This window comes from Myxococcus sp. AB056, assembly GCF_006547365.1.
In the GTDB taxonomy this organism is placed as follows: Bacteria; Myxococcota; Myxococcia; order Myxococcales; family Myxococcaceae; genus Myxococcus; species Myxococcus virescens.
The window spans coordinates 1-23799 of sequence record NZ_VHLB01000116.1 but is presented as its reverse complement, the minus strand read 5'-3'; the positions used below and the strand labels follow the sequence as shown (position 1 = coordinate 23799).

Below are 23799 nucleotides of genomic sequence, written 5' to 3'. Positions count from 1 at the left end.
GGCGCGGGTGGCATGGGCGCTGTCTACAGTGCCTATGACCCGGAGCTGCACCGGCGCGTGGCCATCAAGCTGCTGCACCCGGACGCCAACCCGGCGGCGCGCTCGGACGGCTCGTCCCGGCTGCTTCGCGAAGCCCAGGCGATGGCGCGGCTGTCTCACCCGAACGTGGTCTCCGTCTACGACGCGGGCACGTTCGCGGGGCGCGTCTTCATCGCCATGGAGCGGGTGGACGGCCTGTCCCTGCGCCACTGGCTCCGCGCCGAGCACCGCACCTGGCGAGAGGTGCTCGACATCTTCCGCCAGGCGGGCCGAGGGCTCGCCGCCGCACATGCCGCGGGTCTGGTCCACCGGGACTTCAAGCCCGCCAACGTGCTGGTCAGCAAGGAGGGCCGGGCGCAGGTGACGGACTTCGGGCTGGCCCGCACCACCGCGGACCTCGACGCGGCCGAGGCGGGCCGGGGCACCACGCCCGCGCTGCCGCGCCTCGCCCCGGAAGACCTGCTCCAGACGGCGCTCACCGAGGCCGGGCTCGTCATGGGCACGCCCGCGTACATGCCGCCCGAGCAGCACGAAGATGGGCGCATCGACGCGCGCGGGGACCAGTTCAGCTTCTGCGCGTCCCTCTACGAAGCCCTCTACGGACAGCTTCCCTTCAACGGCAAGCGCCCGGATGACTACTTGGAGGAAGCCCGCGCCGGCCGCGTGCGCCCGCCACCTCGGGGCAGCCGCGTCCCCACGTGGGTGCTGCGCGCCGTGACGCGGGGCCTGTCCCCGGCTCCCGAAGCGCGCTTCCCGTCCATGGGCGTGCTGCTGGATGCACTGGGCGCGGACCCGCTGGCGGCCTGGCGCCGCCGTGGCGCGGTGGCCGCAGCGTCCATGCTGCTCAACAGCGTGGTCGCCGTCACCTGGCTGCTGGTGGGCTCGCAGCGGGACGGCCCGTGTCCGGATGCCGAGTCCCGGCTCACCGGCGTCTGGGACACGGCACGCCGGGCGGAAATCCAGAAGGCCTTCGCCGCCACGGGCAAGGTCCACGCCTCCGCCGCCTTCGAACGCGTGGCGACGACCCTGGATGGCTTCGCGCACGATTGGACGCGCATGCACCGCGAGGCCTGCGAGGCCACCCGGGTTCAGGGCCACCAGTCGGACCACGTGCTCGCGCTGCGCATGGCGTGCCTGGACCGGCGCCACTCGGCCCTGGTGGCCTTGACAGGCGTGCTCGCGCAGACGGATGCGGAGGCGCTGAACGCCGCACCGGACGCGGCCCAGCGACTGCCTCCCATCTCCGCCTGCGCGGACGTGGACGCGCTCTGGCGGGGCCTGTCGGAACCCGAGGGGCAGCGGCAGCAGGTGGAGGCCCTGCGCGCCCGGGTGGACCGGGCCACGGCCCTGGTGGACGCCGGCCGCTACCCCCAGGCGCAGGAAGAAGCGAAGGCGGTGCTGTCCGAGGCGCGGCAGCTCGGCTACGGGCCGGTGCTGGCGGAGGCGCTGGAGCTGGAGGGCCGGCTCGGGCTCGTCGCGGGGGATGACGCTCGCGCCGCCGCGGCCCTGCGGGAATCCCTCTTCACCGCGCAGGCGCACCGCCATGACCACCTGGCGGCGCGCGCGTCGGCGCGGTTGGTGACCGCCGTCGCCTCCGACCCCACCCTGGAGTCCTGGACGGTGGAGCAGGCACGCGCGTCCATCCAGCGCGCGGGCGGTGCCTCCGAATTGGAGGCCTTGCTCCAGACGAGCCTGGGCCGCAACGCCTTCCTCCGAGGCCAGTACGCCCAGGCAGTGGAGGCCTTTGGCCGCTCCGCGGCGCTGCGCGAGCAGGAGGTGGGCCCCGAGCACCTGCTCACGTTGGAGTCGCTCCGCAACCAGGCCGCGGCCCTGTCCCGCACGCCCGAGACGGAGCGCGCCATGGGCCTGCTGCACCGCGTGCTGGAGACCACGGAGCGCGTGCTCGGTCCGGACCACCCTCAGACGGCCATGGCGGCCAACGCCATGGGCTACCACCTGGTCATCGTCCGCCGCTTCGAGGAGGCCCTCCCCTACCTCCAGCGCGCCATCCACCTGGAGGAGCAGTCGCTGGGACACGACAGCGCCACGCTGAGCTATCCGCTCAACAACCTGGCGGAGGCCCTGGAAGCGCTCGGCCGCAACGCAGAGGCCCGCCCCCTGCGCGAGCGCGCGCTCGCGGTGGACCTGAAGGCCTACGGCCCCGAGCATCCGGAGACCGCCACCGACCTGGCCCTGCTCGGCGCGCTGGCCCTGCGCGAGGGAAAGCCGCGCGACGCAATGGACTACGCCCGCCGGAGCATCGCGGCCTACGAGGCCTTTCAGAAGGACCACCTGGACACGGCCGGCCCGCTCACCACGCTGGGCCTGGCCCTGCACGCCCTGGGCAAGAGCCACGAGGCCCGCGCCACGCTGGAGCGCGCCTTGGCGCTTCGTACCGCCCATCCGGGCCCGGCCGAGGACCTCGCGAGCACCCGCTTCGCCCTGGCCCAAACGCTGGTGAAGCAGGACGGGCCCCGCGCCCGGGGGCTGGCCAACCAGGCCCTGCACTTCTACGCAGCCGAGGAGCCCACCTACGCCCTGGAGGCCAGCTCCGTCCGCAACTGGCTCCAGGACCTCCGGCGCCGGCGGCGCTGAGCCACAGCCAGGGCCCACATCCACCGAAATCACGCCCCTCCACACACATCCTCAAGCCGGAACGCGATAACGCCTGGGAGCGTTCCATCCACATCCGATGAAGTCACCCCGAGGGCCGCCAGACAGGCGGACGCGGCTCACGCCCATTCTCGGGGGCTTCCGTCACTTTCCACCGCTAGACTTCACCCAATGCTTCACGTCATTCCCCTGGGCGGCCTGGGCGAAATCGGCCTCAACTCCATGGTCATCGCCTGCCGTGGGGAGATGCTGCTCATCGACGCCGGGCTGATGTTCCCCTCCGCGGGGATGCCCGGCGTGGACATCATCATTCCGGACTTCAGCCACCTGAAGCAGAACGCCGCGCAGCTCAAGGGCGTGCTGCTCACCCATGGCCACGAAGACCACCTGGGCGCCCTGCCCTACCTGCTCAACGAGGTGCCCGTCCCCGTCTACGGCACGCGCTTCACGCTGGCCATGGCGCGCCACCGGCTGGAGGAGCTGGGCATCGAGGCGGACCTGCGCGAAATCGAGCCGCGCGAGCCCTTCCCCGTGGGCACGGCCTTCCGCGTGGAGGCCAGCCGCGTCACGCACACCGTGCCGGACGCGGTGGGCTACATCCTGCGCACGCCCGAAGGCACCCTCATCCACACCGGCGACTTCAAGCTGGACCCGGACCCCATCGACGGGCTGCGCACGGACCTGGAGCGCTGGGGCGAGGCCGGCGAGGAAGGCGTGCTGTGCCTCCTCTCCGACTCCACCAACTCCGAGGTGACGGAGGAGACGGGCAGCGAGCGCGTGGTGGAGCAGACCTTCGAGCGCCTCTTCCAGGGCGCCACCGGCCGCATCATCGTCGCCCTCTTCTCCTCCAACCTCCACCGGGTGCGGCACCTGCTGGCGCTGGCGGAGCGGCTGGGGCGCAAGGTCGCCCTGCAGGGCCGCAGCATGCTGCGCAACGTGGAGATGGCGCGGGAGATGGGCTACCTGGACGTGCCCGACTCGCTCTTCGTCCACGTGGACACGGTGCCGGCGCTGCCCGCGCAGCGGGTGCTGGTGCTGACCACCGGCGCCCAGGGCGAGCCCCGGGCCGGGCTGTCCCAGCTCGCGTCGGGGGACGGCCCCGTGAGGCTGAATCCCGGCGACCTGGTGGTGCTCAGCTCGCGGGCCATCCCCGGCAACGAGCGCTCCGTGGGGGCCCTCATCGACGCGCTCCAGTGGCGCGGGGCCAAGGTCGCCTACGCCCAGGTGGAGCCGGGCATCCACGTCTCCGGCCACGCCAGCCAGCCCCAGCAGCGGCGCGTGCTGGACCTGGTGCGCCCGGCCCACTTCATCCCCGTCCACGGCGAGGGCCGCCACCTGCACAAGCACCTGCTCACCGCGCGCGAGTCCGGCTTGGAGCCCGCCCAGTGCCTGCTGGCGCAGGACGGCGACGTCGTCACCTTCGAGGAAGGCCGGGGGCGCTTCACCGGCAGCGTCCCGTCCGGACGCATCCTCAAGGACCGGTTCGGCCCCGGCCTGGTGACGTCCGACACGCTCCAGGAGCGCATCCGGCTGTCGGAGACGGGCTTGGTGGCCGCGGTGGTGGTCATCCAGCGGGACTCCCTGAAGCTGGTGGCGGGGCCCCAGTTGTCCGGACAGGGGCTGTCCGTGGACGAACAGGCACAGCTCCCCCGGGTGGCCCAGGAAGCGCGAGCGCTCTTCGAGGAACTGTCCCCCGCCCTCCGGGGCGATGACGCCCTGGTGAGAGAGGAACTCACCCGGGTCGTACGCCGGGCCTTCAAGGCGTACACGTCCAAGCGTACCCTGGTGGTGCCCTTGGTCGTCCGGGTGTAGGTATGGTAAGGGCCGCTGCCCATGCCATCCTTCGACGTCGTCTCGAAAATCGACCTCGCTGAGCTCGACAACGCGGTCAACCAGACCAAGAAGGAGCTCAGCACGCGGTACGACTTCCAGGGCGCCCATGCCGACGTGGTGCTGGCCCCGGACCATACCGCCATCACCGTGAAGGCCAACAGCGAAGACCGCGTCCAGGCCGCCAAGGAAGTCCTCCTGACGAAGCTGGCCAAGCGGAACATCAGCCTGTTCACCCTGGAGTACGGCGACATCGAGAAGACGGGCCTTCACAACGTGAAGCAGACCATCAAGCTCCAGCAGGGCATCCCGGTGGAGAAGTCCAAGGAGCTGGTGAAGCTGCTGAAGGACTCGAAGATGAAGGTCCAGGGCTCCATCCAGGCCGACCAGCTTCGCGTCACCGGCAAGAACCGGGATGACCTCCAGGCGGCCATCGCCCTGTTCCGCAAGGAGCAGGACCGGCTGAAGCTGGACATGCAGTTCACCAACTTCCGCGATTGAAGAGGCCCATGCGCGCTGCCGCCCTGTCCTTCTGCCTCCTGTTCTGCGCCCCGGGCGTGGCGTCCGCCCAGGCGGACCGTCCTTCCAAGCCGGTTCCCTCCCTCGCCAAGCCCCCGCGCATCCAGGGTGGGCTCAAGGCCTTCGCGTCGCCGATGGTGCTCAAGCCCGTCGCCGTGGAGGGTGCCACCGCCTCGTTCACCGCCAAGGTGGGCGCGCGCAAGGACACGCTGTACGTCGGCGTGGAAGCCACCGACGACCAGCTCCAGGCCGGGGACCTGCTCACCCTGTCCCTCTACTTCCCGGGCACCGGCCCCACCGCCAGCGGCTACACGTGGCGCTTCGCCTTCGATGGCAAGCGCGCGTCCGGGGCGGAGAGCGGCACGCCGCAGTTCGCGCAGGACCTGGTGACGGCCGCCGTGCAGCGCCAGGGCAACACGCTGCTGCTGATGGCGTCGGTGCCGATGCGCGCCTTCCCCCGCTTTCCCGCCGTGGACCCGCTGGTGATGGACCTGTGCCTCACCTACGAGGACCGGGACAGCGCGGACGGCAAGGCCACGTCCATCTCCAACTGCCAGAGCGGCACCATGGTGGGTGACGCGCTGCGCCTGCCGGACGAGCCTCGCAAGGGCCTCAAGCTGAAGCTGCCGGAGAACGTCACCTCGCTCGAGCCCAGGGAGGACGGACTGCTGGGCTGGGACTACATGAGCTACCCGGCCTGGGCCCAGGCGGACGACGAGCTGACGCCTGCCTCGCTGCGCGGCCTGGTGGCGCCGGACGCCGTCGTTCCCTCGTCCGTGGACCTGAACGTGCCGGATACGCTCACCCTGGAGGACGGCGGACGCATCGTCACGGTCGTGACCGGGAAGAATCCGTATGCCGTCGCCGGTCAATGTGACGCCGATGACGAGCTGCGGTTGGGCCTCTACCTGGTGACCGGGAAGACAGCGCGCCGGGTGCTCGAGTGGCCGGCCGCTACCTGCGCGCTGGGGCGCACGTCGTCGGTGGAACTGGAAGAAGAGGGCGTGCTGTCCATCCGTTACTCGAACGGCACGTCCATCAACTTCGCCTGGAGTGGGACCCACTTCTCGCGAACCGAACTCGGAAAGCGGTAGACGCAGTGGAAACCACCACCCCCAAGAGCCTGTACATGATGACCCTCGGCTGCCCGAAGAACCGGGTGGACTCCGAGGTGATGCTGGGCACGCTGCGCCACCGCGGCTACACGCTGGTGCAAGAGGCGTCCGACGCCCAGGTCATCGTCGTCAACACGTGCGCCTTCATCGGTCCCGCCAAGCAGGAGTCGGTGGACTCCATCCTGGAGATGGCCGAGCTGAAGAAGTCCGGCGCCTGCAAGACGCTGGTGGTGACGGGCTGCTTGTCCCAGCGCTACGGCGAGGAGCTGTCGAAGGAGATGCCGGAGGTCGACCACTTCCTGGGCACCAGCGCCTACGCCCAGATTGGTGACCTGCTGGCCGCCGAGGCCTCGCCGCGTCAGGTGATTCCGGATCCGGACTACATCCACGACGCCAATACGCCGCGCATCAACTCGATGCCGAAGTACACGGCGTACCTCAAGATTTCCGAGGGCTGCGACAACGCCTGCGCCTTCTGCATCATCCCCACCCTGCGCGGCGGGCAGCGCTCGCGGCCCATCGACGACATTGTCGCCGAGGCGAAGCAGTTGGCGGACAGCGGCGTGCAGGAGCTGAACCTCGTCGCGCAGGATTTGACGGCCTACGGGCATGACCTGCCGGGCCGGCCGAAGCTGCATGATTTGCTCAAGGCGCTGGTGCAGGTGGACGTGAAGTGGATTCGCCTCCACTACGCCTACCCGCGCATCTTCCCGGACGAGCTCATCGAGGTGATGGCCTCGGAGCCGAAGATTGCCCGCTACCTGGACATGCCCGTGCAGCACGTCAGCGACAAGCTGCTGCTGTCCATGAAGCGCGGCCGCAACTCGGAGTTCCTCAAGGGCCTGCTGACCAAGCTGCGGGAGCGCGTGCCCGGCCTGGTGATGCGCACCTCGCTCATCGTCGGCCTGCCGGGCGAGACGGAAGAGGACTTCGAGATGCTGAAGGAGTTCGTGAAGACGCAGCGCTTCGAGCGCCTGGGCGTCTTCCAGTACTCCGACGAAGAGGGCACCGCCGCCTACGACCTGCCGGACAAGGTGCCGCAGAAAATCATCGAGCGCCGCTGGCGCGAGGTCATGGCCATCCAGAAGCGCATCAACCGCGAGCAGAACAAGAAGCTCGTGGGCAAGCGCCTGGAGGTGCTCGTGGAAGGCCCCGCGCCGGAGACGGAGCACCTGCTGGTGGGCCGCCACCAGGGTCAGGCGCCGGACATCGACGGCATGGTCTACATCAACGACGGACTGGCGTACCCGGGGGAGATTGTCACCGTGGAGGTGACGGAAGCCCACGACTACGACCTGGTCGCCCGCGTGGTGGAGCGCCCGGACCCGAAGCAGCGCGAGCACACCGCGCGCGACGCGCACCCGGCTCCGCTGCCCGTGTCGGTGATGCAGCGTCCGGCCCCTCGCGCGGAGTAGGCGCGAAGGCCCCGGACGCCGCGGGAGCCCTCAGCGCGAGGGCTCCTCCAGCACCAGGGTGCGTCCCGGGCTGACGGCGCGCAGGCGCTCGCGCAGCTTCTCCCGGTCCGCCTTCGCCGACTTCGGCGTCGCCGCCAGCTTCTCGTGGAGCTCGCGCGCCGTGGCGTCGTACCAGACCTCGCGCACGGGCCCACCCTCGGCCAGGTGCCGCGCCACGCCCGCGAGCAGTCGGCAGCAGTCCTCCCAGCCCGCGTCCTGCTGAGGGCCGCCCTGCTCCCGGGTGAAGGCGATGGCGTCATCCAGCGTCTTCCCGTCCTGCAGGTAGACGTTGATGAGCGCCCGGGCCGCGCGGTTCCCCGCGTCCCGCATGCTGAGCCACAGGAACCACGCCTTGCCCTCGGGCGCGGGCGACTCCACCGCGTAGATTTCGGTGACGGGCGCGGGCGCACCCTCTGGACCGAGGCCCACGAGCCCCGCCTCGGGCGACACGAGCAACACGAACGCGTCCGCGGGCAACTTCAGCGTCTCCGCCAGCACCGTTCCCGGCGTCTCCTTCACCAGGCGCCGGGCCAGGTCCGCCGCCACCTCGTAGCGCTGCCGGCCCCGCTCCTCGTGCACTACCAGGTGCCAGTCACGCAGCACGGCCTGGAGGTTGGTGTGAGCCCACTGCTGGCGGAACTCGAAGGTGTCCACGCCCTTGCGCCGGCAGATGTCGTCCAGCGAGGAGCGAAGCGCATTCAGCATCTCCTCGTCCTTCAACATGTCGACGTAGTGCGTGTGGCCCACGCGCTCCGCGACGCGTTCGATGACGGCCAGCAATCCGAAGCGGATGGCGCCACTTGCGTCCTGCACGGACAACCGGCCCCGCTCCACTTCCTTGGAGAGGGCGTCGTACATCCGCGAGACGCCCTCCTTTTCCAGGTAGCGGCGGGCCAGCTCGATGGAGCGGCGCTGTTCGGTGTACTGACGGTCGAACTCGGTGGGAGACGGGCGCATGTGCGCCAGAGGAGAGCGCAGCACCCCCGCCCCTGTCCAGGCAACGCTAACGGGGGTCTTCCGGCTCCAGCTCCCGCTCCTCAGGCGGGGGCTCACGCGAGGGAGCGCCTCGCGCCGGCATGGCCACGCCCTCACCCAGCGGCGTGGGCTGACACTCACACACGGTGCGGCGAGAGGCCGTCTCCGTGACGAAGGCACAGGCCGTGGGGCACTCGGGCTGGCGGCCCTCCTCGAACAGGCCCAGCGTGAAGTCGCGCGCGGTGGACAGCGCCGCATGGCAGGCAGGCAGCGACTGCGCCAGCGAGCGCCAGGGCACGCGGTGCTGCGTCGTCAGGCCCCTGCTGGTGGAGGGGAAGCTCAGCCCTACGCCACAGCCGCTCACCAGCTTCTGCCCGTCCGGCCCCAGCGGCTCCAGGTGAAGCCGCCCTCCTTCTGGCAGGTCCCGGTACACGGCGCCGCTGATTGAGACGCTGCCATCCGGCTCACGCCGCACATGCAGGCCGTAACAAGCCTCCTCGCGGAAGGAGCCATCGGGCGCGGCACAATGGCTGGTGGCAGAGCCTTCTGGCGACCGGACGCGGGGGCGCCGCAGCACCAGGGCCCCGCCCTTTGCGTCCAGCGTCGCGGTGAAGCGCCCCCAGACATCCGGCCCCAGGCGGCCCAGGCTGCTCGGCGAGTCCCAGCGCCCAGCAGCCTCCACCACCAGCGGGCGGACACCCAGCCCCTCGGCCACCTCCACTGCGTCCAGCGCGAAGGTCCGCGGCGGCAGGTTTGCGGCCGTCTCGAGCGGCTGAAGCCCTTGTGCCTCGGCGAGCCGCACGGACACTCGCGAGAAGGGCTCGCGCGAGCCAAGGACGAAGGGGCCCGTGAGCTCCGCTCCGCCCTGCGTCATCCGCGCGGCCAGCAGGGGCCAATCGCCCAGCGGCTCGCGGCTGAGCTCCACCACGTGCACCTCGCGCGAGGCCTCCGTGGCCGCCGCTTCCGCGACGTAGTCCGCGCGCGGGCGAGAGGTGGTGAAGGTCACTTCCCGCCGCAGTGGGTCCACGGTGAGCGCGTAGAACTCCAGGACATCCGCGCCCAGCGTCACGGCGCAGACCTTCTCGCCGGACAAGCCCGCGGTGCGCACAGGCGACCGCACCGGGCCCACCGAGAAGGCGGGCAAGGGCACCACGGGCCAGGAGCGGAAACCTCCGGCGGGCTCGGGCGCGCGGATGGTGCCTTCAGGGGCGGGAAGCGCGCCGTCGAAGCAGCCTCGCGACACGAGCGAGAGTGGCCGCGCCACGTCCAACACCACCGGCACGGGCCGCGTCCCCAGTTGGCCCGCCACGGTGAGCCGCAGCGCGGGCGAGGCCAGCAGCGGCAGCGTCTGACCGTGGAAGCCTTGCGGACGCTCGGCGCTGGCGGCCGGTTCCCGATGGCACCCGGTCCCGGCCAGCCCCATCCACCCCATCAGCAGAAACGCGCGACGCACGCTCCGCAGGTTACTGCTTCTTCGCCTTCGTGAAGTCATCCACGCGAGTGTCGTCCGGCACGTCCAGCTTGAAGCTGTCCGCGTCGAGGCCCACGTTCGTCTTCAGGTTGAGGAAGGAGATGGTGTTCTCACTGCCGTCCGGGTCCACCACCGTGCTCTTGAGCACCTGGGCCGTGGATGGATCCACCTCCAGGCGCACCTGGCGGAAGCGCGGCTCGTTCTTCAGCGGATCCAACACCAGCAGCGTGCCCTTGCAGTCCTTGCAGGCGCCCTTGGTGATGTTGAACTCGTCCGCGAGCTTTCCCTGGCCGAAGAGGAACGTCACCGACGCGGAGAGCTGGCTGGTGTCCACGTTGGCCACGGTGAGGCTCTGCGCCGCCGGGTCGTACGCGTACACCTTGTTGCCCGCCAGCACGAAGGTGCGCGGCGAAGGCTTCAGGTACTCCCAACGCATCAGGCCGGGCTTCTTGTACGTGACGGTGCCTTCGGACGTCTGCGTGCGCCGGAAGGTCTTGTACTTGTAGTCCTGGCGGAAGCCCGCGCGGAAGTCACCGGTCTTCTCGTAGAAGGCCTGCATCCGGTCCACCAGGGACTTCACTTCCGGCGTCATCGGCTTCGCGGCGGCGGGGGCCGCGGGCGCGGGCGCGGCGGCCTGAACCGTCGGAGCGGGCTTCACCGGGGTGGCGGCAGGGGTGGCAGGGGCGGACAGGAGCGTAGCGAGCAGGGCTTCGAAGAACATGGCGTACCTCCATCTAACCCATCCCGACGGGGCCTGAGCCCCGGCATTCACGGGGCCTTCTTGAACAGGCGCTTCCTCTGTTTGATGGCCAGCACGTAGAAGCGCTCGCGCAGGGCCTGGGCATCCTCGGGAGACAGGTCCCCTGACTGGCCCAGGTGCTCGTCCCGCCAGGCAATCGCCCGGCTGATGCAGGCGGACGCCGCGGCGGAGATGTTGAGGCTCTGGCTGAAACCCTTCATGGGGACCCAGAACGTGCCGTCCACGCCGGCCAGCACGTCCTCGCTCACGCCGCGCCGCTCGTTGCCGAACACCAGCGCCATCTTCCCGTCGAAGCGCAGGGTGTAGAGGCTGGTGGCCCCGTCCTGGATGGCGGAGGCATACAGCGAGAAGCCACGGGACTTCAGGTGCTCGCGGCACTCGGCGAACGTCTTGTACAGCTTCACGTCCAGCCACTTGTCGCAGCCCTGGGCCACCCTCGAGTTGGGAACGAAGGGAGCTTCCGGGTTGATGATGATGTGGACTTCCTGAACGCCCATGGACTCGCAGGTGCGAAGCACCGCGGCCATGTTGAAGCTGTCCTCCAGCCGGTCCAGGACCACCGTGAAGTTGCGCGTCCGGTGACTGACGACGCGATCAATCTTCTCCTTGCGCACGTCGAGCAGGAACTGCTCCGGCTCGAACTGCTCCCGCTCATAGCGCTCGTAGCGCGCACCACCACCCGACATGGACTCAGCTCCTCCCGCCGCCCGACTTGCGCGCCGGAGCACGCCTCGTGGCCGCGGATGCCTTCTTCGCGGCGGCCTTGCCCGACGAGCCGCTCTTGCGCGCGGATGCCTTCTTCGCGGCGGACTTCTTCACGGGCGCGGTGCCCGACTTGCGAGCTGGGGCCTTCTTCGACGCGGCCTTCTTCGCGGTCCCAGTGCCCGACTTGCGGGTCGAGGCATTCTTCGCCGCGGACTTCTTCGCCGCAGCCGTGCCCGCCTTGCGCGCTGCGGACGTCTTCGCCGCTGCGCCCGCCTTCCGAGCCGGAGCCTTCTTCGTCACGGCCTTCTTCACAGCCGCAGACTTCTTCGTCACGGCCTTCTTCTCAGCCGCAGACTTCTTCGTCGCCGCAGCTGCGCCCGCCTTGCGAGCCGGAGCCTTCTTCGCCGCGGCCTTCGCCGTCGCGGCGCCCGCCGAGGAAGCCGATGCCTTCTTCTCCGCGGCCTTCGCCTTCGCCTTCCCCGCCCGAGCCGCCTTGGCGGGAATCTCCACGTGGAGCTTCTCGGTGCGCCCCGTGAACAGCACCTCCGCCACGGAGTCCATCAGCGGCTGCATGCCCTCGCCGGTGGCGCAGGACACGGGATACACACGGATGCCGCGCTCACGCAGCGCCTCCGTGAAGCCCTCCAGCCGGGCCTGCGCGTCGGGCAGATCCAACTTGTTGGCCGCCACCACCTGCGGCTTGGACGCCAGCTCCGGGCTGTACTTGCCCAGCTCCGCGTTGAGCACGTCGAAGTCGTGCAGCGGCGAGCGGCCCTCGCCCTCCGCCCCCATGTCGATGAGGTGGATCAGCACCTTGCACCGCTCCACGTGGCGCAGGAACTGGTGCCCCAGGCCCACGCCCTCGCTGGCGCCCTCGATGATGCCGGGGATGTCCGCCATCACGAAGGACAGGCCGTCCTTGTACTGGACCATGCCCAGGTTGGGGACCAGCGTGGTGAAGGGATAGTCGGCGACCTTCGGCCGCGCCCGGCTCACGCGAGAGATGAACGTGCTCTTGCCCGCGTTGGGGAAGCCCAGCAGTCCCACGTCCGCCAGCAGCTTCAGCTCCAGCCGGAGCGTCAGCTCCTCGCCCTTCGTCCCATCCTGGGCGAAGCGCGGCGTCTGCCGGGTGGAGGTGGCGAAGTTCATGTTGCCCAGGCCACCGCGCCCGCCCTTCGCCGCCACCCAGCGCTGGCCAGCCTCGCTGAGGTCCACCAGCAGCTCCCCGGTGTTGGCGTCCTTCACCAGCGTGCCCACGGGCACCTTGAGCACCATGTCCTCGGCGGCGCGACCGTTACAGTCGCTGCCCATGCCGTGCTCGCCATTCCTGGCGCGGTGGTGCTGCTGGTAGCGGTAGTCAAGCAGCGTGGTGAGCTGTGGATCCGCCACGAAGACGACGGAGCCCCCGTTGCCGCCGTCCCCACCATTGGGACCACCGCGCTCGATGTACTTCTCCCGCCGGAACGAGACGGCGCCGTTGCCGCCATCCCCCGCCTTCACGAAGATGCGGACCTCGTCGACGAACTTCATCTGGGACTCCTGGATAAACAAAGAGCGGGCCGCCCTCGCATCCCGCTGCCGGAAGGGCGCGTGGACTGGAGAAGCGACCCGCTCGTGGGTGCCGCACGGTTGCCGGCCTCAAGGGCCAGCTAGCCGTCAGGCGCTCGCCTGCTCAGCGGCGGCCGGGTAGACCGAAACCTTCTTCCGGTCGCGGCCCAGGCGCTCGTACTTCACCACGCCGTCCACCACCGAGTAGAGGGTGAAGTCGCGGCCGAGCTTCACGTTGGCGCCGGCGTGGATGACCGTGCCGACCTGGCGAACGAGAATGCTGCCCGCCGACACCGTCTCACCGCCGTACACCTTCACGCCACGATACTGCGGGTTGGAATCGCGACCGTTGCGCGAAGAACCCTGTCCTTTTTTATGAGCCATGACACCGTGCTCCTGAAGTTTGAGGTGAAACCGCCCGGACTAGCCGGCGATGGAGGTGACCTTCACCTCGGTGTACGGCTGACGGTGACCGCGGCGGCGGGTCCAGCCCTCCTTCTCCTTCCGAAAGTGGAGGACGCGGCGGTGCTTGTCCTGCGCCAGGACCTTGCCCACGACCTTCGCGCCGGCAACGGTCGGCTGGCCCACCTTCGGGCTCTCCGAACCACCGACCAGCAGAATCTCCGTGAAGGTCACTTCGGCCCCGACGTCGCCCGCGATCTTCTCGATCCGGACCACATCGCCCTCGGCGACGCGGTATTGCTTCCCGCCCGTGCGAATCACTGCGTACATCGTCAAACCCCTGTCATCTGTCGGGTTGGGTCAACCCGTGGAATCGACCGCGCATTTCGGACGGGTGGACCATCCAATCGCGCCAAAGGCGGCGGGATTTACGGGAGATACCCTGGGGAGTCAAGGTGGTTGAAGGATCAGACGGCCACTCCCCGGCTGTTTACCCACCCCCTGGGTCAATGCTAACTCAGCACCCGGGCTTTCGGCCGCCCTTTCGCGCGCCAGCCCGACAACCTCGTCCAAAGGGGGACTACCATGAAGAAGCTCCTAATCGGCCTCATCGCCAGCAGCGCCCTTGCCTTCGGCACCGGCTGTGGCGGTGGCGATGATGACCTTTGCGAAGACCTGCACAACAGCAGCAACGAGGTCGACAAAAAGGGCCGTGCCTGTGGAGTTACTGGGCTATCGGACAATGAGCTGGACGCCGCCATCCAGCAATGCAAGCGCGGCCTCGATCAGTGCACCGATAGCGACAAGGAAAAGATAGAGGGAGCCATCAAGTGCCTGGACAGGGTCAACACCTGCTCCGAGGGCAACGAGATGCAGTACTTTGGTGAGCTGTTCGGCTGCGCGGCACAAGTCTACGGGCTCAGCCAGGCCTGCCGGACCGCTGTTTCCCTGGAGGACCTGGACGAAGAGCCGTAATTTCAAGTGGCCTTCCATCCAGGAAGTGCTCCCGGGCCCGGCGCCTTCTTCAAGGTGACCGGGCCCTGTCATGTCCGGTCGGCGCCGTCGCCCGCCCGCCCAGCACCCGGCGGAGCCTGCGATAGCGCTGGAGCATGTCCACCTCCAGCGGCGCGAGCTTCAGCCCTCGTTCGTACTGATCCAGCGCCTGGGAGAGCTGGCCGTCGCGCTCCAGCGCGCCACCAGACTGGAAGTGGATCCGCGCCGTGCCCATGGCCTGGGGCCTGCGCGCCAGGAACTCCCGCCGCAGGGACTCCAACTGCTCGGCCGTGAGCCCCGCCTCCAGGCACTTCGCCACCCCGCGATGATTGCCGCGCCAGGCGTCGTAGAGGGCCCGCTGCACCGTGGCGCCCAAGGCCTCGGCCGCCTCGCGGACGCGGACGCGCAACGCATCCACCTGCGCGCGTTGGGGAGGCGTCAGCGAGTGCTGCTCCAGGGACTCCAGCGAGCGCCAGGCCTCGCGGGTCCGCAGGCGCACCGTGCCCATGTCCGAGTCAGGCTCCAGCGCCAGCACCGCATACGCGTCCCCCGCCGAGCGCTGACGCCAGGCCTCCAGCAAGCGCGCCACGGCCGGGTCTTCCGTGAGCGGCACTTGCGGGACGGCACGTACCGGCTCGCCCTGGAGGAGCGCATCCACGGCGGCCTTGAGCACGGCGGTGGCCTCCACGAACTGGACGCCGAAGCCGGTGGGCATCCCCCAGACGCGCGCCTGCGCGGGCGGAACGACCCGCACCACTTCACACATGACCGACAGGGGCCCGGACGCCAGCTCCAGCACCACGGGAAGCCGCGAGCACAACGGCGGCAGTACGCGCCCACCGTGAAGGAACAAGCCGCCCCGGGAGAGGCCACTGCCCCTGAGCCGCACAGCACTTTCCCCTGGCCGCAGCACGACCTGCACCGGCACTTCCACGAGGGAGGCTCGGGGCGCCGCCGGCACGGCGGGGGCAAGACGCCGCTGGGCCGTGCTCGCGAGCGATGAAGGCACCTGCCCCGCCCGCGCGTCCACGCCAGGCCGCCCCCGCGACGGGCCTTCGGTGGGCATCACTGGCGCGACGGGCGCCCGCTCGAGCACCGCGAGTCCTCCGGGACGCGTCTTCCGCGCCGACACGCGCACGTGCTCGGCGAGCGCCACCTGCAACGCGTTCCGGAACGCCGCGATGGAGGCGTATCGGTCCTCGGGCTTCTTGGCCAGGGCGCGCAGGATGACGTGCTCCAACGCGGCGGACACGGCCGGGTACACCGAACTGGGGGGCGGCGGTGGCCGCAGCTGATGGGCCACCAGTTGCGCGGCCAGTCCCTCGTCGTTGAAGGGAAGCCGGCCGGTGAGGAGCTGGTAGGCGATGACGCCCAGCGCATACAGGTCCGCGCGGCCATCCACGCCACGCCCCAGGGACTGCTCGGGGGCCATGTACTCGGGCGTCCCCACGATGATGCCCGCGTGCGTCTGGGGCATGTGCGCGTCCGCCAGCTTGGCGATGCCGAAGTCCAGCACCTTGACGAAGGGCGCGTTGCGCTTGCGCCGGACCAGGAAGATGTTGTCCGGCTTCAGGTCGCGGTGGACGATGCCTCGCGCATGCGCGGCCTGGAGCGCGTCGCACACCTGCGACAGCACCGAGACGACCGCGCCCGCGGCCAGGGGCGTCCCCACCCACGCGGACAACGGCGCCCCATCCAGGAACTCCATGATGAGGTAGGGGCGCGGCGGCGTGGCATCCATGTCGAAGATGCTCACGATGTTCTCGTGGCCGATGAGATTCACCGCCCGCGCCTCGGCATGGAAGCGCTGAACCAGCTCCGGGTACATCGTCAGGTGCGCGTGCAGCACCTTCACCGCGACCCGGCTGCCAATGGAGACGTGCTCCCCCAGGTAGACGGCCCCCATGCCGCCCCGGCCCAGGCGCCGCACCAGCCGGAAGCTGCCGCACCGGACGCCCACCAGAGGGTCCTGCGCCTCGACCACGGGGGCACACCTGGGACGCGCCGTTCCCCCGGCCCGCACGTCCGCACGCACCAGCGTCGGACACGAGGCATCCGCCCCATGCCGCCGGCCACACGCCCCACACCCACCACCGCTGCTCACCTCGGGCATCCGCCTCCCCCCAACCTGCCCGCCAACATGGACTCCGGGAGCACTGACTTCCACGGGGGATGAGGGCAGATGTCCGCTGGTGCCGCACCCTCGAAGCCATGGTCGCAGAACAGGGTCCTCTGGCGGACGCTGTGCGTGCCGACAATCCATCACGGTGGTTAAAGTGCGGCGCCATGTCGCCAACCCAGCGCCGCATCCCCGTCGTCAACCTGTCCCATTACCGCACGGGCACGCCCCAGGAGCGCGCCCGCTTCGTGCAGGTGTTCGGCGACGGCATCAAGGAGTTCGGCTTCGTCACGGTGGAAGGCCACGGCATCGACGACGGCCTCATCCGCCGCACGTACACGGACGTGGAGCGCTTCTTCGCCCTGCCTGAGGCCACCAAGGCCCAGTACGCCCAGGCGGGGCACGGCGGCCAGCGCGGCTACATCGGCTACGGTCAGGAGCACGCGAAGAACCGCCAGGTGGGAGACCTGAAGGAGTTCTGGCACGTGGGCCGCGAGCTGCCACCTGACCACAAGTACCACGCGCTCTACGGCCCCAACGTGTGGCCCACCGAGGTGTCCACCTTCCGCGAGCACACGCTGTCGCTCTTCAACGCGCTGGATGGCGCGGCGGGCGTCATGCTCCAGGCGCTGGCCGAGTACTTCGGCGTGGCGCGCAACACCTTCAGCGGCATGGCCACGGACGGCAACTCCGTGCTGCGGCTCATCCACTACCCGCCGCTGAAGGAGCGCTTCATCCCCGGGGGCGTGCGCGCCGCCGAGCATGAGGACATCAACCTCATCACCCTGCTCTGCGAGGGCACGGCGTCCGGCCTGGAGCTGCTCACCCGCGACGGGGAGTGGCTGCCGGTGGACACGCTGCGCGGACAGATTGTCGTCGACTCGGGCGACATGCTCAGCCGCGTGACGAACGAAATCATCCCCGCCACCACGCACCGGGTGGTGAACCCGCGCAGCAAGGAAGAGGACACGGTGCGCTACTCGATGCCCTTCTTCGTCCATCCCTATGCGGACTGCGTGCTCCAGGCGCTGCCCTGCACCCAGACGGCGGACACCCCGGCGCGCCACGCGCCCATCACCGCGGATGCCTTCCTCAAGCAGCGGCTGCGCGAGAATGGCTTGCTGAAGTAACGCACCGTGGACACGGCCACCGACCTCGTCGAACTGTTCGCCCTCCAGCCCCGCGTCTCGCTGGAGGACTACGCCTCTCCGGCAGCCTTCGCCGCGCGACACCGTGCGCTGGCCGCGAAGGTGGATGCCCTGCGCGCCCGGGATGCGTCCGGCCAGCCGCGCTCCCCAGCGCTCGTCGTGTGGCCGGAGTCGGTGGGGGCACCGCTGCTGTTCCTGGGCCACATGCACCGCGTGCGGCAAAGCACCTCACTCCAGGGTGCACTGAAACGCGTGCGCCTCTCCGAGGCCTGGGGCGTGTGGAATGCCTGGAGCGACTTCCGGCCGCCGTCGCTGACGGAGTGCATCTACGCCGCGCGAGCGCCCCTCGTGCACCGGACGCTGTGGAACACCTTCTCTGGCATCGCGCGGGATTTCGGCCTGTGGGTGGTGGCGGGCAGTGCGCTGCTGCCCGCCGGCCGCCGGGGGGAGGGCTCGCCGGACTTCGAACCCTTCAGCGCGCGCACCTACAACACCAGCTACACCTTCTCGCCCGAAGGCAACTGCGTCGCGGCCGCGCGCAAGGCCAACCTGGTGCCCTCCTGGGAGGACGGGCTGCACCTGAGCCCTGGCCGCCCGGAGGACCTGGCCGTGCTCCAGACGCCCTTCGGAAAGCTGGCGACCCTCATCGGCTATGACGGCTTCGCCCAGCCGCATACCCGCGACGAGCCCTGGTTCGCCCCCTGCGCGCAGTACCTCGACGCCATGCGAGTGGATGTCCTCGCCCATCCCGCCATCCACGCCGGGCCGTGGGCACACTCTGCCCAAGGCGAGCGCTGGCGACACGAAGGCCTGCCCGCGCAGCTCCGCACGCTCCGGAACGTGCGCTACGTGGTGAGCGCGCAGCAGGTGGGCAGTCTGCTCGGCAGCACCTTCGAAGCCGCCTCACACATCCTGGAGCGCACGGCCTCCGGCGACGTGCGCGTGCTCGCCCAGGCCCAGACGACGCAGGAGGAGGACGTGGTGCACGCCATCGTCCCCACCGCGGCACACGGCACGCCTTAGTCGCCGAGCTTCTTCTTCAGCAGCTCGTTGACCAGGGCGGGGTTGCCCTTGCCCTTCATGGCCCGCATCACCTGGCCCACGAAGAAACCGAACACCTGCTTCTTGCCGGCGCGGTACTTCTCAATCTCCCCCGCGTTCTTCGCGAGGATGTCGTCCACCACCGCCTCGATGGCGCCGGTGTCGCTCACCTGGGCCAGGCCCTTCTCCGCGATGATGTCCGCGGGCGCCTTGCCCGTGCGGAACATCTCCCCGAGCACATCCTTGCCCGCGTTGGCGGACACCGTGCCCTGGTCGACAGCGCCCAGCAGCTCCCCCAGCTGTGCTGGCGTGAAGCGCAGCGCGGACAGCGGCGTGCCCTCTTCCTTCAGCAGGCGCATCAGCTCTCCGAGGAACCAGTTGGAGAGCTTCTTGTAGTCCTTGTAGTGCCCGGCGCAGGCCTCGAAGTAGTCGGCCAGCGGGCGCTCGGCGGTGAGGATGCGGGCGTCATACGCGGGCAGTCCGTACTGGCTGGTGAAGCGCTGGAGCTTCGCGCGCGGCAGCTCCGGCAGCGCCTTCGCCGCGGCGTCGATGGCCTCCGCGCTCACGTGCAGCGGCGGCAGGTCCGGCTCCGGGAAGTACCGGTAGTCGTGCGCCTCCTCCTTGCTGCGCATGGAGCGGGTGACGCCCTTGCTCACGTCCCACAGGCGCGTCTCCTGCACCACCTTGCCACCCGACTCGATGACGTCCACCTGCCGGGCAATCTCGTACTCGATGGCCTGCTTGAGGAAGCGGAACGAGTTGAGGTTCTTCAGCTCGCAGCGCTGGCCAAACGTGGTGGAGCCCTTCGGCATCACCGACACGTTGGCATCGCAGCGGAAGCTCCCCTCCTCCAGGTTGCCGTCGTTGACGCCCAGGTAGACGAGCACGTCCCGCATCGCCTTGAGGTACTCCACCGCCTCGTCCGCGTCGCGCAGGTCCGGCTGGCTGACGATTTCGAGCAGCGGCACCCCCGCGCGGTTGAGGTCCACCAGGCTCTGGCCCCCACCGGCGTCATGCACGCTCTTGCCCGCGTCCTCTTCCATGTGGATGCGGAGGATGCGGATGGCCTTCTCGCCCTGCGGCGTGTCGATGACGAGCCGCCCGTGTTCGCAGATGGGCTGGTCGAACTGCGTAATCTGGTAGCCCTTGGGCAGGTCCGGATAGAAGTAGTTCTTCCGGCTCCACACGCTCGTCGGACGGATGGTGCACTCCAGCGCCAGGCCCGTGCGCACGGCGAACTCCGCCACGCGCTGGTTGAGCACCGGCAGCACACCGGGCATGCCCAGGCACACCGGGCAGGTGTTGCGGTTGGGCTCGGCGCCGAACGCGGTGGAGCAGCCACAGAAAATCTTGGACTGCGTGAGGAGCTGCGCGTGGACCTCGAGGCCGATGACGGGCTGGAAATCGCTCACGGGCATGGCGGTGTCACCAGGGCGGACGCTCGAGGGCCCTACAGGGGCGCGGAGCGGCGGAAGAAGTCGTGCTCGCGCTCGTAGGCGCGGGCAATGCGCAGCAGGCCAGCCTCGTCGAAGGGCCGTCCCAGAATCTGCAGGCCCACGGGCAAGCCCGCCTTCGTGAAGCCGCAGGGCACTGACAGGCCGGGCAGGCCCGCCAGGTTGCAAGGCAGCGTGTAGATGTCCATGAGGTACATGGACAGCGGGTCCTCCACCTTCTCACCCAGCTTGAAGGCCGGCACCGGCGAGGTGGGCGACAGCAGCGCGTCCACCTGCTGGAAGGCCCGCGTGAAGTCCTCACGGATGAGCGTGCGAACCTTCTGCGCGCGCAGGTAGTGGGCGTCGTAGTAGCCGGAGGACAGCGCGAAGGTCCCCAGCATGATGCGGCGCTTCACCTCCGCGCCGAAGCCCTGCTCCCGCGTCAGCGCGTACACGTCCCGCAGGCTGCGCGCGTCCTTCGCCCGCAGGCCGAAGCGCACGCCATCGTAGCGAGCCAGGTTGCTGGACGCCTCCGCGGGCGCGATGAGGTAGTACGTCGCCAGCGCGTACTTCGTGTGGGGCAGCGACACGTCCACCAGCGTCGCGCCCAGACGCTCGTACTCGAGCAGGGCCTCGCGCACCGCGGCCTCCACCTCCGGGTCCATGCCCTCGGTGAAGTATTCGCGCGGAACGCCCAGCTTCAGGCCCCGCACGCCGGCCTCCAGGTCCGCCGAGTAGTCCGGCACGGGCGCGTCCGCGGACGTCGCGTCCTGCGCATCCGGCCGCGCAATCACCTGGAGCAGCGCCGCCGCGTCCGCCACCGTGCGCGTCATGGGGCCCGGCTGGTCCAGCGACGAGGCGAAGGCGATGACGCCAAAGCGCGACACCCGGCCGTAGGTGGGCTTCAGCCCCACGGTGTTGGTGAGCGCCGCGGGCTGGCGGATGGAGCCGCCCGTGTCCGTGCCCAGCGCGCCGAACACCTCGCGCGCGGCCACCGCCGCCGCCGAGCCACCAGACGAGCCGCCCGGCGTGCGCGACACATCCCACGGGTTGTGGCTGGGGAAGAAGGCGCTGGATTCGTTGGATGAGCCCATCGCGAACTCATCCATGTTGAGCTTGCCCACCAGCGGCAGGCCCGCCTCCTTCAGCAGGCGAACCACCGTGGCGTCATAGGGCGGAACGAAGCCCTCCAGGATGCGCGAGCCGGCGGTGGTCTCCACGCCCTCGGTGAGGAAGATGTCCTTGAGCCCCAACGGCACGCCGTCCAGGGCACTGGCGGGACTGCCCGACTTGCGGCGCACGTCACTGGCGCGAGCGGCGGCCAGGGCACCGGCTTCATCCACGCGCAGGAAGGCGCGCACCTTCGGGTCCACTTGCTGGATGCGCGCCAGGCTCGCGCGGGTGGCCTCCTCGGAGGAGACCTCTCCCGCGGCCAGCTTCGCGGCCAGCTCCAGCATCGTGAGGTCCGTGAGCTGCATGGCGTGGAACCTCCGGGACTACTCGATGATTTTCGGCACGGCGAAGGACGTGTCCGACTTCGCCGGCGCGTTGGCCAGGGACTTCTCTGGCGGCAGGGACGGCCGCGTCACGTCCTCACGCAGCCGTGAGGACGTGAGCGTGGCGTGGGAAGTGGGCTCCACGGCCTCCACGTCGAGCGACTGGAGCTGCTCCACCGCGTCCAACACCGCGGACAGCTGGGTGGTGAAGCGCTGCTCCTCTTCCGGAGTCAGCGACAGCCGCGCCAGTGTGGCCACATGGCGCACCTGCTCGAGCGTGAGCGCCACGGCGGCCTACTTCTTCTTGAAGAGGTTGAGGATGGCCCCCATCACCTTGCCACTGCCCTCGTGGCCGTGCTGGGCGACCAACTGGTCCAGCTCCCCGGCGTCCAGGAAGATGCCGTGGCAGTTGAAGCAGGTCTCAATTTCGACATTCCCCTGCTTCAGCGTCTGGAGGTCCATGCCGCACTTGGGGCACTTCATCCAGTGGAGCTTCTTGAGCTCCTCGCGCTGCTGCGCCGCGCTCGCCGCGGCCTGCTCCAGGGCCAGCTTGCGCTTCTTCTCAATCTCCTCCCGGGCGAAGTACTCCTCCTCGGTGGATGACGGCTTGTCGGTACGGGCGTCGGCCATGTGATGTTCCTCCACGAAGTCCCGCCGCCGCGCGGCATGCGCGCCCGGGCGGCGATGTTGGGCGGCACCATACCCCCTCTGGGGAGGGGTGCAGCCGAAATGTAGGTTCCCCGTCCTGGGCTGGAAAATTGACCGGTCCCCCGCCCTCCCTACACTCGCTGCGGGCATTGCTACAGCCCGCTACGCGGCTGAGACGCGCAGAGGGAAGACGGACATGACGGCGAAGAAGGGTCGGGCGGAGAAGGCGGTCTTGTCCCGGCAGGAAATCGCGACGCGCCGCAGGGCGCTGGCGGACAAGCGGATGAAGGCCGGCAAGGGCGGAGACGTCACGACCCGAGCCATCACCGGCGTGTTCCTGCTGGCGGCGTCGTTGATTGCCCTGCTGGCGGTGGCCACTTTCGACGCGAAGGACCGGGTGGGCCCGGGCTTCAACAACGCGGTGGGCCCCATGGGGCACCTCATCGCGGAGTCGCTGCGCGGCTTGCTGGGCGTGTGCGCCTACCTCATCCCAGTGGGCGGCATCTACACGGCCATGGTGCTCTTCGTGGGCAGCCGGGACCGGAAGCGGGGACCGCAAATCATCAGCCTGGCGCTGCTGACGGTCAGCGTGTCCGTGCTGGCGCAGCTGATGTTCGCCGGTGACAAGGGCTGGGCGCACCCACCGGGTGGCGCGCTGGGCGCCAGCCTGGGCGGCATCATGTCCGGCCTGTTCTCCACGGTGGGCACCGTCATCCTGGTGACGGCCATCAGCGCGGCCGCCCTCATCGTGGGCACCCAGTACACCTTCCTCAAGCTGTGCTCGCTGGCCTGGGCCGGGATGTGCGTGGTGGGCCGCCGCATCCAGGAATCCGCCAACGTGTTCTGGGAGGCGCAGAAGGTGGCCTACCAGGAGCGTCAGGAGCGCGCCGCCCAGGAGAAGCTGGAGGAGGCCGCCTTCCTCGCGCAGCTCGAGGCCGACGAGGAAGAGCTCGCCGAAGCCGAGCGCCTGGCCGAAGAGGCCGAGGCCGCCGAGGCCGAGGCCATGGCGGAGGAGGCCTTCCGGCTGTCGAAGCAGCAGGAGAAGGAGCAGGCCATTGCCGCGAAGCTGGCGCTCAAGGAGTCCCGCGAGCGCGAGAAGGCGGAGAAGCTGGAGAAGAAACTGCTCCCGCCGACCCGCGAGGCCGACTCGCTGCCCCCTGCCCCCGCGCCCGTGCTGGCCCTTCCGGAGAAAGCGCCGGCGAAGGCGGAGAAGCGCCCGGCCCTCGGTGCCGACCCGGCCTGGGCCGCGTCCTTCCTGCCGCCGTCGCCCAACCTCATCATTCCCGCGGACGGCGCCGACGGCACCGAAACGCCGCGCGCCCGCCGCAAGCCGAACATCGTCACCGGCCCGGCGCCGGTCCCCATGGCCGACATGGAGGCCGAGCCTGTCGCGCCCCCGTGGAGGCGGGCAGCATCGAGGCCGCCGCGGAGCACCTGGGCGTGGCGCGCTCGGTGGTGAGCGAGCACGTTCGCTCGCTGGAGCTGGCGCT

The 23799-nt window shown here is 69.8% G+C and carries 20 protein-coding genes and 1 pseudogene; 9 read left to right on the top strand and 12 right to left on the bottom strand.

What is annotated here, in order from left to right:
• The 5 genes from FMP39_RS33125 to rimO all read left to right on the top strand — a co-directional run.
• Positions 1-2634: serine/threonine-protein kinase (locus FMP39_RS33125; RefSeq protein ID WP_141594027.1), on the top strand; the 2634-nt coding region annotated here is incomplete at its 5' end.
• A gap of 189 nt (positions 2635-2823) precedes the next feature.
• Entirely contained in the window at positions 2824-4464 is a 1641-nt protein-coding gene (locus tag FMP39_RS33120; protein WP_141594026.1) for a ribonuclease J, read from the top strand.
• Between the two features lie 21 nt (positions 4465-4485).
• Complete coding sequence (locus tag FMP39_RS33115) at positions 4486-4983, top strand: YajQ family cyclic di-GMP-binding protein (RefSeq protein ID WP_141594025.1); 498 nt, start codon at positions 4486-4488, stop codon at positions 4981-4983.
• A gap of 8 nt (positions 4984-4991) precedes the next feature.
• Complete coding sequence (locus FMP39_RS33110) at positions 4992-6095, top strand: hypothetical protein (protein WP_194858670.1); 1104 nt, start codon at positions 4992-4994, stop codon at positions 6093-6095.
• 5 nt (positions 6096-6100) lie between these two features.
• Positions 6101-7531 (top strand): 30S ribosomal protein S12 methylthiotransferase RimO, encoded by a 1431-nt coding sequence (rimO, locus tag FMP39_RS33105; protein WP_141594023.1) that lies wholly within the window; start codon positions 6101-6103, stop codon positions 7529-7531.
• Between the two features lie 30 nt (positions 7532-7561).
• Here rimO and FMP39_RS33100 read toward each other — a convergent pair whose 3' ends face one another.
• The 7 genes from FMP39_RS33100 to rplU form a co-directional block, all read right to left on the bottom strand.
• A complete protein-coding gene (locus tag FMP39_RS33100) occupies positions 7562-8527 on the bottom strand; it encodes a hypothetical protein (RefSeq protein WP_228558543.1) in 966 nt (321 codons plus the stop codon).
• A 46-nt stretch (positions 8528-8573) separates the two neighbouring features.
• Entirely contained in the window at positions 8574-9998 is a 1425-nt protein-coding gene (locus FMP39_RS33095; protein WP_228558542.1) for a hypothetical protein, read from the bottom strand.
• A gap of 10 nt (positions 9999-10008) precedes the next feature.
• Positions 10009-10737 (bottom strand): outer membrane lipoprotein carrier protein LolA, encoded by a 729-nt coding sequence (locus FMP39_RS33090; protein ID WP_141594020.1) that lies wholly within the window; start codon positions 10735-10737, stop codon positions 10009-10011.
• A 47-nt stretch (positions 10738-10784) separates the two neighbouring features.
• Positions 10785-11462, bottom strand: coding sequence for an RNA methyltransferase (locus tag FMP39_RS33085; protein ID WP_141594019.1), 678 nt, complete (start codon positions 11460-11462; stop codon positions 10785-10787).
• Between the two features lie 4 nt (positions 11463-11466).
• Positions 11467-13011, bottom strand: coding sequence for a GTPase ObgE (gene obgE, locus FMP39_RS33080; protein WP_141594018.1), 1545 nt, complete (start codon positions 13009-13011; stop codon positions 11467-11469).
• 126 nt (positions 13012-13137) lie between these two features.
• A complete protein-coding gene (gene rpmA / locus FMP39_RS33075; protein WP_011551586.1) occupies positions 13138-13413 on the bottom strand; it encodes a 50S ribosomal protein L27 in 276 nt (91 codons plus the stop codon).
• 39 nt (positions 13414-13452) lie between these two features.
• Positions 13453-13761: a 50S ribosomal protein L21 gene (gene rplU / locus FMP39_RS33070; RefSeq protein ID WP_026113820.1), complete on the bottom strand. Its 309-nt coding sequence runs from the start codon at positions 13759-13761 to the stop codon at positions 13453-13455.
• A 255-nt stretch (positions 13762-14016) separates the two neighbouring features.
• Between rplU and FMP39_RS33065 the strand changes: the two genes are divergently transcribed.
• The gene (locus tag FMP39_RS33065; protein ID WP_141594017.1) at positions 14017-14406 is read left to right on the top strand and encodes a hypothetical protein; all 390 of its coding nucleotides are present in this window, start codon (positions 14017-14019) and stop codon (positions 14404-14406) included.
• 49 nt (positions 14407-14455) lie between these two features.
• On the opposite strand, the gene FMP39_RS33060 is transcribed toward FMP39_RS33065, so the two are convergent.
• A complete protein-coding gene (locus FMP39_RS33060) occupies positions 14456-16537 on the bottom strand; it encodes a serine/threonine-protein kinase (protein ID WP_194858669.1) in 2082 nt (693 codons plus the stop codon).
• Positions 16538-16710: 173 nt separating this feature from the next.
• On the opposite strand from FMP39_RS33060, the gene FMP39_RS33055 reads away from it, so the two are divergent.
• Both FMP39_RS33055 and FMP39_RS33050 read left to right on the top strand, forming a co-directional pair.
• On the top strand, positions 16711-17673 hold the full coding sequence (locus tag FMP39_RS33055; protein WP_141594015.1) for an isopenicillin N synthase family oxygenase: 963 nt from the start codon (positions 16711-16713) through the stop codon (positions 17671-17673).
• 6 nt (positions 17674-17679) lie between these two features.
• Complete coding sequence (locus FMP39_RS33050) at positions 17680-18714, top strand: carbon-nitrogen hydrolase family protein (RefSeq protein WP_141594014.1); 1035 nt, start codon at positions 17680-17682, stop codon at positions 18712-18714.
• Here FMP39_RS33050 and gatB read toward each other — a convergent pair.
• The 4 genes from gatB to FMP39_RS33030 are packed head-to-tail and all read right to left on the bottom strand — an operon-like array spanning position 18711 to position 22291.
• Positions 18711-20150, bottom strand: a complete 1440-nt coding sequence (gene gatB, locus FMP39_RS33045) for an Asp-tRNA(Asn)/Glu-tRNA(Gln) amidotransferase subunit GatB (RefSeq protein ID WP_141594013.1) — start codon at positions 20148-20150, stop codon at positions 18711-18713. The genes FMP39_RS33050 and gatB overlap by 4 nt on opposite strands.
• Positions 20151-20182: 32 nt before the next feature.
• Positions 20183-21643 (bottom strand): Asp-tRNA(Asn)/Glu-tRNA(Gln) amidotransferase subunit GatA, encoded by a 1461-nt coding sequence (gene gatA / locus FMP39_RS33040; protein ID WP_141594012.1) that lies wholly within the window; start codon positions 21641-21643, stop codon positions 20183-20185.
• Positions 21644-21661: 18 nt separating this feature from the next.
• Positions 21662-21949: an Asp-tRNA(Asn)/Glu-tRNA(Gln) amidotransferase subunit GatC gene (gene gatC / locus FMP39_RS33035; RefSeq protein WP_011551578.1), complete on the bottom strand. Its 288-nt coding sequence runs from the start codon at positions 21947-21949 to the stop codon at positions 21662-21664.
• A gap of 6 nt (positions 21950-21955) precedes the next feature.
• Positions 21956-22291, bottom strand: a complete 336-nt coding sequence (locus tag FMP39_RS33030) for a zf-TFIIB domain-containing protein (RefSeq protein WP_026113821.1) — start codon at positions 22289-22291, stop codon at positions 21956-21958.
• Positions 22292-22505: 214 nt separating this feature from the next.
• Between FMP39_RS33030 and FMP39_RS33025 the strand changes: the two are divergent.
• Positions 22506-23705 (top strand): annotated as a pseudogene (locus FMP39_RS33025) (DNA translocase FtsK 4TM domain-containing protein); the annotation flags it as partial.
• Between the last annotated feature and the right edge of the window lie 94 nt (positions 23706-23799).

Excerpts from the sequence above, each read along its gene's own strand:
- FMP39_RS33120 (WP_141594026.1), top strand. The coding sequence starts at position 2,824 with ATGCTTCACGTCATTCCCCTGGGCGGCCTGGGCGAAATCGGCCTCAAC.
- FMP39_RS33115 (WP_141594025.1), top strand. The coding sequence starts at position 4,486 with ATGCCATCCTTCGACGTCGTCTCGAAAATCGACCTCGCTGAGCTCGAC.
- FMP39_RS33110 (WP_194858670.1), top strand. The coding sequence starts at position 4,992 with ATGCGCGCTGCCGCCCTGTCCTTCTGCCTCCTGTTCTGCGCCCCGGGC.
- FMP39_RS33100 (WP_228558543.1), bottom strand. The coding sequence starts at position 8,527 with ATGCGCCCGTCTCCCACCGAGTTCGACCGTCAGTACACCGAACAGCGC.
- FMP39_RS33090 (WP_141594020.1), bottom strand. The coding sequence starts at position 10,737 with ATGTTCTTCGAAGCCCTGCTCGCTACGCTCCTGTCCGCCCCTGCCACC.
- FMP39_RS33085 (WP_141594019.1), bottom strand. The coding sequence starts at position 11,462 with ATGTCGGGTGGTGGTGCGCGCTACGAGCGCTATGAGCGGGAGCAGTTC.
- obgE (WP_141594018.1), bottom strand. The coding sequence starts at position 13,011 with ATGAAGTTCGTCGACGAGGTCCGCATCTTCGTGAAGGCGGGGGATGGC.
- rpmA (WP_011551586.1), bottom strand. The coding sequence starts at position 13,413 with ATGGCTCATAAAAAAGGACAGGGTTCTTCGCGCAACGGTCGCGATTCC.
- rplU (WP_026113820.1), bottom strand. The coding sequence starts at position 13,761 with ATGTACGCAGTGATTCGCACGGGCGGGAAGCAATACCGCGTCGCCGAG.
- FMP39_RS33065 (WP_141594017.1), top strand. The coding sequence starts at position 14,017 with ATGAAGAAGCTCCTAATCGGCCTCATCGCCAGCAGCGCCCTTGCCTTC.
- FMP39_RS33060 (WP_194858669.1), bottom strand. The coding sequence starts at position 16,537 with ATGCCCGAGGTGAGCAGCGGTGGTGGGTGTGGGGCGTGTGGCCGGCGG.
- FMP39_RS33055 (WP_141594015.1), top strand. The coding sequence starts at position 16,711 with ATGTCGCCAACCCAGCGCCGCATCCCCGTCGTCAACCTGTCCCATTAC.
- gatB (WP_141594013.1), bottom strand. The coding sequence starts at position 20,150 with ATGCCCGTGAGCGATTTCCAGCCCGTCATCGGCCTCGAGGTCCACGCG.
- gatA (WP_141594012.1), bottom strand. The coding sequence starts at position 21,643 with ATGCAGCTCACGGACCTCACGATGCTGGAGCTGGCCGCGAAGCTGGCC.
- FMP39_RS33030 (WP_026113821.1), bottom strand. The coding sequence starts at position 22,291 with ATGGCCGACGCCCGTACCGACAAGCCGTCATCCACCGAGGAGGAGTAC.